This window comes from Mycobacterium saskatchewanense, assembly GCF_010729105.1.
Taxonomy (GTDB): Bacteria; Actinomycetota; Actinomycetes; order Mycobacteriales; family Mycobacteriaceae; genus Mycobacterium; species Mycobacterium saskatchewanense.
Window position 1 is genome coordinate 405,251 of the sequence record NZ_AP022573.1, and the last position, 14,241, is coordinate 419,491.

The window sequence follows — 14,241 nt, forward strand, 5'->3', positions numbered from 1 at the left end:
GGAGTCGCCTGCACTCAGGACGGACGCCTGGCCAGACCGATGGACGGCGGTATCCGGTCGGCCGAAATCCGTTGGCGGAACACATAATACGTCCACGCCTGGTACACCACCGTCAACGGGGCCATGAACAACGTCACCCATGTCATGACCTTGAGGGTGTACGGGGTCGACGATGCGTTGTAGATGGTGAGGCTCCACTGCTTGTTAAGCGTGGAGGGCACCAGGTTCGGGTAGAGGGAGCCGAACAGCAGGATCACGACGGCGGCCACCACGACGGCGGTGCAGGCGAACGTCCAGCCGTCGGATACCCGCCGCCAGACCAACAGCACCGCCGCGAGCTGCGCGACCACCGCGACGCCCAGCACCAACCAGGTCCAGGGCTTGCCGTAGGCCAGCTGCGTCCACAGCCCGAAGGCCGCAACCACACCCGTGACCGGGAGGGACAACCACACCGCGAACCGGTGCGCGTCGTCGCGGATGGCGCCGTAGGTCTTCAGCGAGATGAACACCGCGCCGTAGAACCCGAAGAGCCCGGCGGTGGCCAGGCCGCCCAGCAGCGTATAGGCGTTGAGCACGTCGGTGATCGACAGGTGCACGTGGCCGGTGGCATCCACGGGCAGGCCGCGCACCAGGATGGCGAACGCGACACCCCAGAGCACCGCGGGCAGCCAGGAGCCGGCCGCGATGCCGACATCGGCCCAGCCGCGCCACTTCGTGTCGTCGACCTTGCCGCGCCACTCGATGGCCACGGCGCGCACGATCATCCCGAACAGGATCGCCAGCAGCGGCAGGTACAGCGTCGAGAACACCGTGGCGTACCAACCCGGATAGGCGGCGAACATCGCGGCCCCGCCCACGATGAGCCAGACCTCGTTCCCGTCCCAGACCGGCCCGATGGTGTTCAGGGCGGTGCGGCGGTCGGGCTCCGGGTCGCCGCTGCCGATGCGGGCGAGTGGCTCCATCAACATGCCCACGCCGAAATCGAAGCCCTCCAGGACGAAGAAGCCAAGGAACAGCATCCCGATGATCCCGAACCACAACTCCTGCAGTTGCATCGGTCAGCTCCTTTCCGGGTCGGTGGGCCTTAGTACGCGAAGGAGAGGGGGGCGACCTCGTCGTCGCTGGGCGCCTTGGGTGGGGCCGGTTCGGCGTCGTGTTCCTGCGGCCCCTCGACGATGTAGCGCCGTTGCAGCCAGAACCAGATGACTGCCAGCAGCGCGTAGACCAGCGTGAACGTCACCAGCGACGTGATCACCATCCCCGGCGCGTGGTCGGAGACCGCTTCGTGCACCGTGAACCGGACCTGCTGGTCACCCGTCGGGTTCGGCGCGACGATCCACGGCTGGCGGCCCATCTCGGTGAACACCCACCCGGCGATGTTGGCGAGGAAGGGGGCGGGGATCGTCACCAGCGCGAACCGGGAGAACCATCGCTGATCGGGAACGCGTCCGCCCCGGGTGAGCCACAGCGCCGCCAGCGCGAACAACACCGGAATCGCGAGCAGGCCGATCATTGCGCGGAACGACCAGTACGTGACGAACATGTTCGGCCGGTAATCGTTTGGGCCGAAACGCTGTTCGTAGTCGTGCTGAAGGTTACGCACGCCCTGCAACGTCACGTCGCTGGTGCGCCCTTCGGCGAGGAACGGCAGCACATAGGGCACCTCGATGACGCCCTTGACCCCGTCGCAGTTGTTGTGCCGGCCGACGGTGAGGATCGAGAAATCCGGATCCGTTTCGGTGTCGCAGAGCGTTTCGGCCGACGCCATTTTCATGGGTTGCTGGACGAACATGAGCTTGCCCTGGTGGTCGCCGGTGAAAAACAAGCCGACCGCGGCGAGCAGCACCACCCAGCAGCCCAGGATGGTCGCCGGGCGGAACATGGTGCGGGCGTCCGACTCGGCCACCGGCGTGGCGGAGGCGGGCGTGCGGGAACGAACCAGCCACCACGCGCTGACGGCGGCGACGAAGGCGCCGGCGGTGAGCAAGGCTCCCGTCACCGTGTGCGTAAAGGCCGCGCGTGCAGTGTTATTGGAGAGCAGGGCGCCGATACTGTCGAGCTCGGCGCGGTGTGTGGTCGGGTTGTAGTGGGCGCCGACGGGGTGCTGCATGAACGAGTTCGCCACGATGATGAAGAACGCGGACGCGTTGACTCCGAGGGCGACGATCCAGATGCAGGCCAGGTGCACGAGCTTGGGCAGGCGCCCCCACCCGAAGATCCACAACCCGATGAACGTGGATTCGAAGAAGAATGCGAACAGGCCCTCCATGGCCAGTGGGGCGCCGAAGATGTCGCCGACGAACCGGGAGTACTCGCTCCAGTTCATGCCGAACTGGAATTCCTGCACGATCCCGGTGGCCACACCGATGGCGAAGTTGATCAGGAACAACTTGCCGAAGAACTTGGTGAGGCGGTACCACGCGGTATTGCCGGTCGCCACCCACACCGTCTGCATGACGGCGAGCAAGGGCGCCAAACCGATGGTGAGCGGTACGAAAATGAAGTGGTAGACGGTGGTGATACCGAACTGCCACCGCGAAATATCGACGACATTCATCTGTCATCTCCCAAGGATGCGGGGCTGCCGAGCAGCTACGACACAGTGTAGTAGATGCTTCTGTGCCGTGCCACCAGCGGCCGCGGTCAGACGCCGAGTGTCTTCGACGCCTTGCGGATGCCGAACGAGGACACGATCTCGAAGACGCCGATCACCACGAACCAGACACCCACGACGAGGGCCAGCGTGACGATGGATTCGAACGGCGACGCCAAGACGACGATGCCGGCGAGCAGGCTGATGACCCCGACGAAGATCGACCAGCCGCGCCCGGGCAAGTTTGGGTCACTGATGGCCGAAACGGTCGTGGCGACACCGCGGAAGATGAACCCGACGCCAATCCAGATGGCCAGCAACAGGATTGCGTATCCCTGGCCGAAATGCCGGAAGGCGAGCAGCGCCAGGATCAGCGACGCCGCACCGCTGATGAACAACAGGATCCGGCTGCCCGCCGAGACGTGCAGGGCGAAGGCGAATGCGACCTGCGCGATTCCGGTGATCAACAGGTAGACGCCAAACGCGATGGCGGCGACCACGACGGATATTCCCGGCCACGCGAGCACCAGGACGCCGAGGATCAGCGAGAGAAGTCCGGATACCAGAGTGGATTTCCAGAGATGCGGCAACAAGCTTGGAACAGGGGTCCCAGGAGTGGTTGTCATGGGCGCAGTCTGACACAAAATCGAGGTCCCGGGGTAGGGCCATTCGGCTCAGACCCGGGCGGTGCGCGATTCGTCGGCGAGCGCGCCGCGCGGCTCCTCGGCCGGCTTACGGCCGAGGAGGTACCACGTGCGCATCAGGCCTTTGCCTTTCACCTCGATGAGACCGCGCTCCTGCAATAGGAACTCGTTCCGCAGGCGTTCCCGCATCGTCTCGGGTACCTGGATTCGTCCCACCGAATCGGTGGATTCCATGCGGGATGCGACGTTGACCGCGTCGCCCCACACGTCGTAGAAGAAGCGGCGCGAACCCACGACGCCCGCGACGACCGGCCCGGTGGCCATTCCGACGCGCAGCGGCACCGGTTGGCCGTGTGGATCCTCAAGGCCGGCAACGACCTTGGTCATGTCGAGCGCGAAGTCCGCAAGAGCCTGGGCGTGATCGGGCCGCGGGCGCGGCACGCCGCTGACGACCATGTAGGAGTCGCCGCTGACTTTGATCTTCTCCAGTCCGTACTTGTCCGCCAGTTCGTCGAAGGCCCCATAGAGGCGGTCCAGGAACCGCACCAGCTCGGCCGGCGCGGTGGTGCTGGCGCGCTCGGTGAAGCCGACGATGTCGGCGAACAGCACGGACGCCTCGTCGAACTTGTCGGCGATGACGCTGCGATCGGGGGCTTTGAGCCGTTCGGCGATGCTGGCGGGCAGCATGTTGGCCAGCAGCGCTTCGGAGCGGTCGTACTGGGCCTCCATGACGGCCTCCGCGCGCGCGGTGTCGCGCAGGGCGAACCAGACGGTCACCACCACCATCACCACGCTGGAGACGGTCGTCACGACGAAGCCCGCCGACTGGGCCCAGGCCGGCTGCAGCCCGGTGTCGCGCGGGACCAGGAACTCGACCGCGATGATCAGGCCGGCGGCCACGGCCGCCAGCGCGGACGCCAGGACGATGTGTTCGATGCCCAGCAGCAGCACGACGATGCAAGCGCCGACCAAAAAGAAGAACTGCGACCCCGATCCGGTGCCGACGGCGACACAGCTGGCGACGATCGAGGCGTAGGCCGCGCCCACGAAGGTAAGCGGCGCGACGAGTTCCCCGAATCGCTGCATCCAGGGGACAAAGGCGAACATCATGGCCGCGGCGACGTTGATCGAGCTGACCTGCCACAGCCAGGACCCGCTGAGGATCTGCACCAGCACGAAGCTCACGCTGACCATCACCGCCAGCCACGCGGTGATGGTGAGGATCCGCGCGCGGCGGGCCGCGGCGTCGGCGTAATGCTGGTTGCGGTCGCGGCTTTGTGCCCGCACCGCCGCTACACAGTCAGGGCGCGTCCCGTCGTCTTGCCGTTTCGGTGGGGCACCGCACTTCTTCGCCGCCACGAACACAGCGTAACCGCGGACCTGGGCGTTTGTCGTCGTGCGAGCCGAGCCCGAGGGCCGCGCGTCTTAACCCGGCGCCCCGTTATGGGAACGAGAATTTATCGAGATGTTCTTTTCCGAGCGAACGGGGCGCTCACGCCGTGTGCTCATGGCCTGAAATTCGATATAGGCGAAATATGTCTTTAACGAAATGCGGGCGTGCCGATCACGCATTTTATTAAGTGCTTGTCTCCCAACCCGACCGAGCGCTCGACGCACACCTGGTCCCCGGGTATCGCGTTGAAGCAGTCCTGATCGCTGCCGTGGATGGAGTCACCGGTCACCAGCAGCAACGATGATGCCCGAGCGCAGCCGGAAGCGCATGCGTCCGTCGGCGCCGCCGTGCGGGCGGAGAATTGATACGAGTCCTATTTTCCCGCTAAAAGCCGTCGTAACTTCACCCCTGCCGAGGCTATTGCATTGTGCGCCGAACTGTATGCCGAAATATTCGGGTGGGGAAGGCTGCAAAGGCAACCCAAAGATCGATTAAAGAAGGGAAATCCAACGATTGAATTCACGATGACTGTTATATGCGTACGTCGCGGACTGTTTGCTGCCGCGCAGCTAACTCGGAGGTCGTGGAGGGGGTGAAATCATCCCCGCGGTCTCGTTGAAGGCGATTCCGCGGGGTGACGCCGTGTGCCCGCGCGGGGCTTGACGTGCCCTCGGTGAGATTCGAACTCACACTGGACGGGTTTTGAATCCGTTTCCTCTGCCAGTTGGGATACGAGGGCTTTCGCTCGGCCTCCTAGGTTAGAGGAGGCATCCCACCATAGAGGATGAGGTGGCCTGCCCCCGCTGACCGCCCCCGAGGTCGCTGGTCGCAGCCATTCAGGACAGAATATCCGTCATGACAGGCCCCACGACCGACACCGACGCCGCTGTGCCGCGCCGGGTCCTGATCGCTGAAGACGAAGCGCTCATCCGAATGGACCTAGCCGAGATGCTGCGAGAGGAGGGGTATGACATCGTCGGCGAGGCCAGCGATGGCCAGGAGGCCGTCGAGCTCGCCGAACGCCACAAGCCCGATCTCGTCATCATGGATGTGAAGATGCCGCGCCGCGACGGGATCGACGCGGCCTCGGAGATCGCCAGCAAACGGATTGCGCCGATCGTGGTGCTGACTGCGTTCAGCCAGCGCGATCTGGTTGAGCGGGCGCGGGATGCCGGGGCGATGGCTTATCTGGTGAAGCCGTTCACGATCAGCGACCTGATCCCGGCGATCGAACTAGCCGTCAGCCGGTTCGGCGAGCTCAGCGCGCTCGAGCGCGAGGTGGCCAGCCTGTCCGACCGGTTGGAGACCCGCAAGCTCGTCGAGCGCGCCAAGGGCCTGCTACAGACGCAGCAGGGCATGACCGAGCCCGAGGCGTTCAAGTGGATCCAGCGCGCCGCCATGGACCGCCGGACCACGATGAAGCGGGTCGCGGAAGTGGTCCTGGAGACCCTCGACACCGGCAAGGACGAGTAGGCGGGACGCCGAGCCTGCGCCCGGATCGCGATTCGGGCGCAGGGTTCAGGCTCGAAAGGCGACAGGCAAGCAGCCGCCAAGCGCCGCGCTAGCGAGCCACGATGACCGACGAGCCGTGCCCGAACAGCCCCTGGTTGGCGGTGACGCCGACGGTGGCGTTGTCCACCTGCCGGCCGGTGGCCTGTCCGCGCAGCTGCCACGTCAGCTCGCAGACCTGCGCGATGGCCTGCGCGGGGATGGCCTCGCCGAAGCACGCCAGCCCACCCGACGGGTTGACAGGCACCTTGCCGCCGAGGGCGGTCGCGCCGCTGCGCAGCAGCCCCTCGGCTTCCCCCTTCGCGCACAGGCCGAGGTGCTCGTACCAGTCGAGCTCCAGCGCGGTGGACAGGTCGTACACCTCGGCCAGGCTGACGTCCTCGGGCCCGATGCCCGCCTCGGCGTAGGCCGCGTCCAGGATCTGGTCCTTGAACACCCGGTCGGGGGCCGGCACGGCGGCGGTGGAATCCGTTGCGATGTCCGGCAATTCGGGCAGGTGCTGCGGGTAGCGCGGGGTGACCGTGCTGACCGCTCGCACGGATGGCACGCCGTCGAGCGAGCCCAGGTGCTTGCGGGCGAAGTCCGCACTGGCGACGATCAGCGCCGCGGCGCCGTCGGAGGTGGCGCAGATGTCGAGCTGCCGCAGCGGGTCGGAGACCACCGGGCTGGCCAGTACGTCCTCGACCGAGGCCTCCTTGCGGTAGCGGGCGTTCGGGTTCTGCAGCCCGTGCTGTGAGTTCTTCACCTTGACCCTGGCGAAGTCCTCGGACGTCGCGCCGTAGAGGTCCATCCGGCGGCGCGCCAGCAGCGCGAAGTACACCGGGTTCATCGCGCCGATCAGGTGGAACCGCTGCCAGTCCGGGTCGTTCTTGCGCTCGCCGCCGACCGGGGCGAACGCCCCCTTCGGTGTCGTGTCGGCGCCGATCACCAGCGCGACGTCGCAGAACCCGGCCAGGATCTGCGCCCGCGCGCTCTGCAGCGCCTGGGATCCGCTGGCGCAGGCAGCGTAGCTGGAGCTGACCGGCACGCCGTTCCACCCGAGCTTCTGGGCGAACGTCGACCCGGCGATGAAGCCCGGGTAGCCGTTGCGGATGGTGTCCGCCCCGGCGACCAGCTGGATCTGCCGCCAGTCGAGCCCGGCCTCGGCCAGCGCGGCCCGCGCGGCGACCACGCCGTATTCGGTGAAGTCGCGGCCCCACTTGCCCCAGGGGTGCATGCCCGCGCCCAGGATGTACAGCGGTTCGGGACTCATGATGCGATCCTCCAGGCGTGCACGATGCGCTCCACGCCGTCGTCGTCGGTGAACAGCGGCATCGTGGTCAGTTCCATCTCCATCCCGACCTTCAGGTCGGCGGCCAGGGTGCCCTCGACCACCTTGCCCAGCACGATGATGCCCTCGTCGGCGAGCTCGACCGCGGCGATGGCGAACGGCTCGAAGGGATCCGCCGCCGGGTAGGGCGCGGGCGGGGGATAGCGGTTTTCGGTGTAGCTCCACAGCGTGCCCCGGGTCGACAGCGCGACGGCGTCGAGCGTGTCGCTGGCGCAGGCCGGATTGGGGCAATTGTTCTCGCGCGGCGGGAACACGTAGGTGCCGCACTCGGGGCATTTGCTGCCGATCAGATGGGGGCGGCCGCCCTCGTCGGTGGCGAACCACCCGTCGATCGCGGGTTCGTGGCTGGTGACCTCTGGCACCGGGCCAGCGTACCCAGCCGTCGAGCAAAACTGAAACGTGTTGCAGTTTCGCGGCAGCGAGTGAGGCGTCGTACCGGATGCCTAGAGTGAGAGCCGTGACTGCCGCGAAAACCGCCAGTAAGGCCCCCGGGTCTATCGAAGCGGAACCCGCCAAGCCCACGCTGATGTTGCTGGACGGCAATTCGCTGGCGTTCCGGGCGTTCTATGCGCTGCCCACCGAGAACTTCAAGACCCGCGGCGGCCTGACCACCAACGCGGTCTACGGCTTCACCGCCATGCTGATCAACCTGCTGCGCGACGAGGCGCCCACGCACATCGCGGCGGCGTTCGACGTGTCGCGGCAGACATTCCGCTCCGAGCGCTACCCCGAGTACAAGGCCAACCGGTCGACGACGCCCGACGAGTTCCACGGCCAGATCGACATCACCAAGGAAGTCCTGGCCGCGCTGGGCATCACGGTGCTCGCCGAGCCGGGATTCGAGGCCGACGACCTGATCGCGACGCTGGCCACCCAGGCCGAGAACGAGGGCTACCGCGTGCTGGTGGTCAGCGGTGACCGCGATTCCCTGCAGCTGGTCAGCGACGACGTGACCGTGCTTTACCCGCGCAAAGGCGTCAGCGAACTGACCCGCTTCACCCCCGAGGCCGTCGTCGAGAAGTATGGCCTGACGCCCACGCAGTACCCCGATTTTGCCGCGCTGCGTGGCGATCCCAGCGACAACCTGCCCGGCATTCCCGGCGTCGGGGAGAAGACCGCATCGAAATGGATCATCGAGTACGGCTCGCTGCAGTCCTTGGTCGACAACGTCGACTCGGTGCGCGGCAAGGTCGGCGACGCGCTGCGCGCGCACCTGGCCAACGTGATCCGCAACCGCGACCTCACCGAGCTGATCCGCGACGTGCCGTTGGCCCAGACGCCGGACACGCTGCGGATGCAGCCCTGGGACCGCGACCAGATCCACCGGCTCTTCGACGACCTGGAGTTCCGGGTGTTGCGGGACCGGTTGTTCGACACGCTGGCCGCCGTCGAGCCGGAGGTCGACGAGGGTTTCGACGTGCGCGGCGGCGCGCTCGAGCCCGGCACCGTCGGGCGGTGGCTGGCCGAGCACGCCGGCGACGGTCGCCGGGCCGGGCTGGCCGTCGTCGGGACGCACCTGCCCCACGGCGGGGATGCGACGGCGTTGGCGTTCGCCGCGGCCGACGGGGAGGGCGCCTACGTCGACACGGCGACGTTGACGCCCGACGACGAGGCCGCGCTGCAGGCCTGGTTTGCCGATCCGGCGCAACCCAAAGCGCTGCACGAGGCGAAGCTGGCCATCCACGACCTGGCGGGGCGCGGCTGGACACTGAACGGCGTCACCTCCGACACGGCGCTGGCCGCCTACCTGGTGCGGCCGGGGCAGCGCAGCTTCACCCTCGACGACCTGTCGTTGCGCTACCTGCGGCGCGAGCTGCGTGCGGAAAAAGCTGAGCAGCAACAACTTTCGCTTCTCGACGACATGGAGGGCGTCGACGAGCAGGCCGTCCAGACGCTTGTCCTGCGGGCCCGCGCCGTCGCGGACCTCGCGGACGCGCTGGACGGCGAGCTGGATCGCATCGACTCCACCGCGCTACTGGGCGACATGGAACTGCCCGTGCAGCGGGTGCTGGCGAGCATGGAAAGCGCCGGTATCGCCGTCGATCTGCCGCTGCTGACCGAGCTGCAGAGCCAGTTCGGCGACGAGATCCGCGACGCCGCGGAGGCGGCATACGCCGTCATCGGCAAGCAGATCAACCTCGGCTCACCCAAGCAGTTGCAGGCGGTGCTGTTCGACGAACTCGGCATGCCGAAGACCAAGCGGACCAAGACGGGGTACACCACCGATGCCGACGCCCTGCAGTCGCTGTTCGACAAGACCGGGCACCCATTCCTGCAGCACCTGCTCGTCCACCGCGACGTGACGCGGCTGAAAGTCACCGTGGACGGGCTGCTGAACTCGGTGGCCGACGACGGCCGCATCCACACCACCTTCAACCAGACGATCGCCGCGACCGGCCGGCTGTCGTCGACCGAACCCAACCTGCAGAACATCCCGATCCGCACGGACGCGGGCCGTCAGATCCGCGACGCGTTCGTGGTGGGGGACGGCTACTCGGAGCTGATGACCGCCGACTACAGCCAGATCGAGATGCGGATCATGGCGCACCTTTCGAAGGACGAGGGCCTCATCGAGGCCTTCAACACGGGGGAGGACCTGCACTCGTTCGTGGCCTCCCGCGCGTTCGGCGTGCCGATCGGGGAGGTCACCCCCGAGTTGCGGCGCCGGGTGAAGGCCATGTCGTACGGGCTGGCCTACGGCCTCAGCGCCTACGGGCTGTCCACCCAGCTGAAGATCTCCACCGAGGAGGCGAAAGTCCAGATGGACCAATACTTCGCCCGGTTCGGCGGGGTGCGCGACTACCTGATGGCAGTGGTCGAGCAGGCCCGCAAGGACGGCTACACGTCCACGGTGCTGGGCCGCCGCCGCTACCTCCCCGAGCTGGACAGCAGCAACCGTCAGGTCCGGGAGGCCGCCGAGCGGGCGGCGCTCAACGCGCCCATCCAGGGCAGCGCCGCCGACATCATCAAGGTGGCCATGATCGAGGTGGACAAGGCGATCAAGGAGGCCGGGCTGGCGTCGCGGATGCTGCTGCAGGTCCACGACGAGCTGCTGTTCGAGATCGCGCCCGGCGAACGGGAGCGGGTCGAGGCGCTGGCGCGCGAAAAGATGGGCGGCGCTTACCCGCTCGACGTCCCGCTCGAGGTTTCGGTGGGTTACGGTCGCTCCTGGGACGCGGCCGCACACTAGCGCGGCGATCGGGGGCTGTGACCGTCCCGAAACCGTGAGGAGCGCCGTGGACGCAGCGTGGATGATCCTTCATGGCTTTCACCGTCACGGCAGCGCTCGTCATGTCGCTGCTCATCGACCATTTCGGCTGGCTTCGGGTCGATGCCCACCCGATCAGCCTGGGGCGATGCCTCGCGGGCCGCTCATGGTCGGCGGGGTCGCGCTCATCGCGAAGTTCTGAGGCGATCGCCAAAATTTGGCCCGGAATTCGCGCGGGCTTAACGTGGCGCGGCGCGCGCCGACGACCGGTTTGGCCTGCGTGTACCCAGTCGAGTAGCCTCAATGGGTAAATCCCAGATTTGTCCCTACGACCCAACCTGTCCGGAGCAACCCACCACATGCCGAGTCCCACCGTCACCTCGCCGCAAGTAGCCGTCAACGACATTGGCTCCAGCGAGGACTTTCTTGCCGCAATAGACAAAACGATCAAGTACTTCAACGATGGCGACATCGTCGAGGGGACGATCGTCAAAGTGGACCGGGACGAGGTGCTCCTCGACATCGGCTACAAGACCGAAGGCGTCATCCCCGCCCGCGAGCTCTCCATCAAGCACGACGTCGACCCCAGCGAGGTCGTCACCGTCGGTGACGAGGTCGAGGCCCTGGTTCTCACCAAGGAGGACAAAGAGGGCCGGCTCATCCTCTCCAAGAAGCGCGCGCAGTACGAGCGCGCCTGGGGCACCATCGAGGCGCTCAAGGAGAAGGACGAGGCCGTCAAGGGCACGGTCATCGAGGTCGTCAAGGGTGGTCTGATCCTCGACATCGGGTTGCGCGGCTTCCTGCCCGCCTCGCTGGTCGAGATGCGCCGCGTCCGCGATCTGCAGCCGTACATCGGCAAGGAGATCGAGGCCAAGATCATCGAGCTGGACAAGAACCGCAACAACGTGGTGCTCTCGCGCCGCGCCTGGCTGGAGCAGACCCAGTCCGAGGTGCGCAGCGAGTTCCTCAACCAGCTGCAGAAGGGCGCCATCCGCAAGGGCGTGGTCTCGTCCATCGTCAACTTCGGCGCGTTCGTCGACCTCGGCGGTGTCGACGGCCTGGTGCACGTGTCCGAGCTGTCCTGGAAGCACATCGATCACCCGTCCGAGGTCGTCCAGGTCGGCGACGAGGTGACCGTCGAGGTGCTCGACGTCGACATGGATCGCGAGCGGGTGTCGTTGTCGCTCAAGGCGACTCAGGAAGACCCGTGGCGGCACTTCGCCCGTACCCACGCGATCGGCCAGATCGTCCCGGGCAAGGTCACCAAGCTGGTGCCGTTCGGCGCGTTCGTCCGCGTCGAGGAGGGCATCGAGGGCCTGGTGCACATCTCCGAGCTGGCCGAGCGGCACGTCGAGGTTCCCGACCAGGTGGTCGCCGTCGGCGACGACGCCATGGTCAAAGTCATCGACATCGACCTGGAGCGCCGCCGGATCTCGTTGTCGCTCAAGCAGGCGAACGAGGACTACACCGAGGAATTCGACCCGGCGAAGTACGGCATGGCCGACAGCTACGACGAGCAGGGCAACTACATCTTCCCCGAGGGTTTCGATGCCGAGACCAACGAGTGGATGGAAGGGTTCGACGCTCAGCGCAACGAGTGGGAGGCCCGCTACGCGGAGGCCGAGCGCCGGCACAAGATGCACACCGCGCAGATGGAGAAGTTCGCCGCGGCCGAGGCCGCCGGGCACGGCGCCGGAGACCAGTCGTCGGGCAGCGGCGGGGCACGCGAGGAGAAGGCGGCCGGTGGGTCCCTGGCCAGCGACGCTCAACTGGCCGCCCTGCGGGAGAAGCTCGCCGGCAACGCTTAACAGCGTTCTCCCATGCTGCGCATCGGGTTGACCGGCGGCATCGGCGCCGGCAAGTCGGCACTCTCGGCCACCTTCGCGCAACGCGGTGCCGTCGTCGTCGACGGCGACGTCATCGCGCGCGAGGTGGTCGAGCCGGGGACCGAGGGGCTGGCGTCGCTCGTCGAGGCGTTCGGTGCGGACATCCTGCTCCCCGACGGGTCGCTGAACCGGCCGGCCCTGGCCGCCAAGGCGTTTCGGGATGACGAGGCCCGTGCGAAACTCAACGGGATCGTGCATCCCCTGGTGGGCAAACGCCGCGCCGAGATCATCGCGTCGGTGCCCGACGATTCCGTTGTCGTGGAAGACATTCCATTGCTGGTGGAGTCGGGGATGGCGCCATTTTTCCCGCTCGTGGTAATCGTGTACGCCGACGTCGAGGTCCGGCTGCGGCGGTTGGTCGACCAGCGCGGCATGCCGGAGGAGGACGCCCGCGCGAGGATCGCCGCGCAGGCCAGCGACGAGCAGCGCCGCGCCGTCGCCGACATCTGGCTGGACAATTCGGGCAGCCCGGAGGACTTGGTGCGGCGGGCCCACGACGTGTGGGACCACCGCATCGTGCCGTTCGCCCGTAACCTGAGCGCGCGCGAGTTCGCCAGGGCGCCAGCGCGACTGGTGCCGGCCGACCCGAGTTGGCCTGCGCAGGCGCGGCGGATCGTCAACCGGTTGAAGACGGCGTGCGGCCACCGGGCGATTCGAGTGGATCACATCGGCTCGACCGCTGTGCCGGACTTTCCGGCCAAGGACGTCATCGACATGCAGATCACCGTCGAATCACTCGCGGTCGCCGACGAACTCGCCGAGCCGCTGCTCGCGGTGGGCTACCCGCGCATCGATCGGATCACGCAGGACGTAGCGAAGCCCGACGCCCGCAGCCGCGTCGAGCGCTACGACCACAACGCGGACGCATCGTTGTGGCACAAGCGGATTCATGCGTCTGCGGACCCAGGCCGGCCGACCAACGTGCACATCCGGGTGGGCGGTTGGCCCAACCAGCAGTTCGCGCTGCTGTTCGCCGACTGGCTGAGGGCCAACTCCGATGCGCGCGCCGAGTACCTGGCCGTCAAGCGCGAGGCCGAACGGGGTGCGGGCGGTGACACCTCGCCCTATGTCGAGGCCAAGGAGCCGTGGTATCCCGGCGCCTACCGCCGGGCGTGGCAGTGGGCCGATTCAACCGGATGGCAGCCCTAACCGGTTCTGCGGCGCCCCGCACCGCCGGCGATGGCTCGACCGCAGGCCTTCGGCGCCTCCGCCGGGCTCTCCGCGCCGCCGCCCGGCATGGGCGCAGTGCCCGCCGCGCCAACCGGCACAGCGGGCACTGCTGAGCCTGCCGTTACAGCGGGACCCAAACCCCGAAGAAATTGAAGCCCCACTGGTTGAATCCTTGATTCCACGTGGGGGTTTCTTGGTATCCGTAGTAGTTGAGGGGGCCACCCGTCCACTGCCCTCCGGGCGGGGGTAGGGGTCTGCCCCATGCGGGCCGCGGCGGTTCGCCCGCACCCCACGGGGCGGCGCCATCTCCCCACGGGGCGCCGTGGAAGTAGCCGCGTTGGGCGTCCCCGTGCCACGGCCCTGCCGGTCCGCCGGGCCCGCCCGGCCCACGGGGCGCGGGTCCACCGGGCCCTCCCGGCCCACGGGGCGCCGGTCCGCCAGGGCCGCCCGGGCCATGTTCGCCGGGTCCGCCCGGTCCGCCCGGCCCACGGTCGCCTGGCTCGCCCGG

11 protein-coding genes and 1 tRNA gene are annotated in these 14,241 nt (G+C 67.4%); 5 read left to right on the top strand and 7 right to left on the bottom strand.

Going from position 1 to position 14,241, the window contains the following annotated elements:
* Positions 1–14: 14 nt before the first annotated feature.
* The 5 genes from cydB to G6N56_RS01935 form a co-directional block, all read right to left on the bottom strand.
* On the bottom strand, positions 15–1,055 hold the full coding sequence (gene cydB, locus G6N56_RS01915) for a cytochrome d ubiquinol oxidase subunit II (protein ID WP_085253776.1): 1,041 nt from the start codon (positions 1,053–1,055) through the stop codon (positions 15–17).
* A 29-nt stretch (positions 1,056–1,084) separates the two neighbouring features.
* Positions 1,085–2,557: a cytochrome ubiquinol oxidase subunit I gene (locus G6N56_RS01920; RefSeq protein WP_085253777.1), complete on the bottom strand. Its 1,473-nt coding sequence runs from the start codon at positions 2,555–2,557 to the stop codon at positions 1,085–1,087.
* Positions 2,558–2,643: 86 nt separating this feature from the next.
* On the bottom strand, positions 2,644–3,237 hold the full coding sequence (locus tag G6N56_RS01925) for an HdeD family acid-resistance protein (protein WP_142280401.1): 594 nt from the start codon (positions 3,235–3,237) through the stop codon (positions 2,644–2,646).
* Between the two features lie 30 nt (positions 3,238–3,267).
* Positions 3,268–4,596 (bottom strand): adenylate/guanylate cyclase domain-containing protein, encoded by a 1,329-nt coding sequence (locus G6N56_RS01930; RefSeq protein ID WP_085253818.1) that lies wholly within the window; start codon positions 4,594–4,596, stop codon positions 3,268–3,270.
* 699 nt (positions 4,597–5,295) lie between these two features.
* Positions 5,296–5,369 (bottom strand) — tRNA-Leu (locus tag G6N56_RS01935).
* Between the two features lie 116 nt (positions 5,370–5,485).
* Here G6N56_RS01935 and G6N56_RS01940 point away from each other — a divergent pair.
* Complete coding sequence (locus G6N56_RS01940; RefSeq protein ID WP_085253779.1) at positions 5,486–6,103, top strand: ANTAR domain-containing response regulator; 618 nt, start codon at positions 5,486–5,488, stop codon at positions 6,101–6,103.
* Between the two features lie 88 nt (positions 6,104–6,191).
* Here the strand turns inward: G6N56_RS01940 and G6N56_RS01945 are convergent, their stop codons facing one another.
* Positions 6,192–7,391 carry a lipid-transfer protein gene (locus tag G6N56_RS01945; RefSeq protein WP_085253780.1) on the bottom strand — a complete coding sequence of 400 codons (1,200 nt, stop codon included), beginning with the start codon at positions 7,389–7,391 and terminating at the stop codon, positions 6,192–6,194.
* The gene (locus G6N56_RS01950) at positions 7,388–7,831 is read right to left on the bottom strand and encodes a Zn-ribbon domain-containing OB-fold protein (RefSeq protein WP_085253781.1); all 444 of its coding nucleotides are present in this window, start codon (positions 7,829–7,831) and stop codon (positions 7,388–7,390) included. The genes G6N56_RS01945 and G6N56_RS01950 overlap by 4 nt, the downstream gene beginning before the upstream one ends.
* A 164-nt stretch (positions 7,832–7,995) precedes the next feature.
* On the opposite strand from G6N56_RS01950, the gene polA reads away from it, so the two are divergent.
* The 4 genes from polA (at position 7,996) to coaE (ending at position 13,712) form a co-directional block, all read left to right on the top strand.
* Positions 7,996–10,659, top strand: coding sequence for a DNA polymerase I (polA, locus tag G6N56_RS01955; RefSeq protein ID WP_142280406.1), 2,664 nt, complete (start codon positions 7,996–7,998; stop codon positions 10,657–10,659).
* Positions 10,660–10,760: 101 nt separating this feature from the next.
* The gene (locus G6N56_RS28700) at positions 10,761–10,988 is read left to right on the top strand and encodes a DMT family transporter (protein ID WP_232069418.1); all 228 of its coding nucleotides are present in this window, start codon (positions 10,761–10,763) and stop codon (positions 10,986–10,988) included.
* Between the two features lie 48 nt (positions 10,989–11,036).
* On the top strand, positions 11,037–12,485 hold the full coding sequence (rpsA, locus tag G6N56_RS01965; RefSeq protein ID WP_085253783.1) for a 30S ribosomal protein S1: 1,449 nt from the start codon (positions 11,037–11,039) through the stop codon (positions 12,483–12,485).
* A 12-nt stretch (positions 12,486–12,497) separates the two neighbouring features.
* On the top strand, positions 12,498–13,712 hold the full coding sequence (gene coaE, locus G6N56_RS01970; protein WP_085253784.1) for a dephospho-CoA kinase: 1,215 nt from the start codon (positions 12,498–12,500) through the stop codon (positions 13,710–13,712).
* Positions 13,713–14,241 lie beyond the last annotated feature (529 nt).

Coding starts and splice junctions, on each gene's coding strand:
- cydB (WP_085253776.1), bottom strand. CDS start 1,055: ATGCAACTGCAGGAGTTGTGGTTCGGGATCATCGGGATGCTGTTCCTT.
- G6N56_RS01920 (WP_085253777.1), bottom strand. CDS start 2,557: ATGAATGTCGTCGATATTTCGCGGTGGCAGTTCGGTATCACCACCGTC.
- G6N56_RS01940 (WP_085253779.1), top strand. CDS start 5,486: ATGACAGGCCCCACGACCGACACCGACGCCGCTGTGCCGCGCCGGGTC.
- G6N56_RS01945 (WP_085253780.1), bottom strand. CDS start 7,391: ATGAGTCCCGAACCGCTGTACATCCTGGGCGCGGGCATGCACCCCTGG.
- polA (WP_142280406.1), top strand. CDS start 7,996: ATGTTGCTGGACGGCAATTCGCTGGCGTTCCGGGCGTTCTATGCGCTG.
- G6N56_RS28700 (WP_232069418.1), top strand. CDS start 10,761: ATGTCGCTGCTCATCGACCATTTCGGCTGGCTTCGGGTCGATGCCCAC.
- rpsA (WP_085253783.1), top strand. CDS start 11,037: ATGCCGAGTCCCACCGTCACCTCGCCGCAAGTAGCCGTCAACGACATT.
- coaE (WP_085253784.1), top strand. CDS start 12,498: ATGCTGCGCATCGGGTTGACCGGCGGCATCGGCGCCGGCAAGTCGGCA.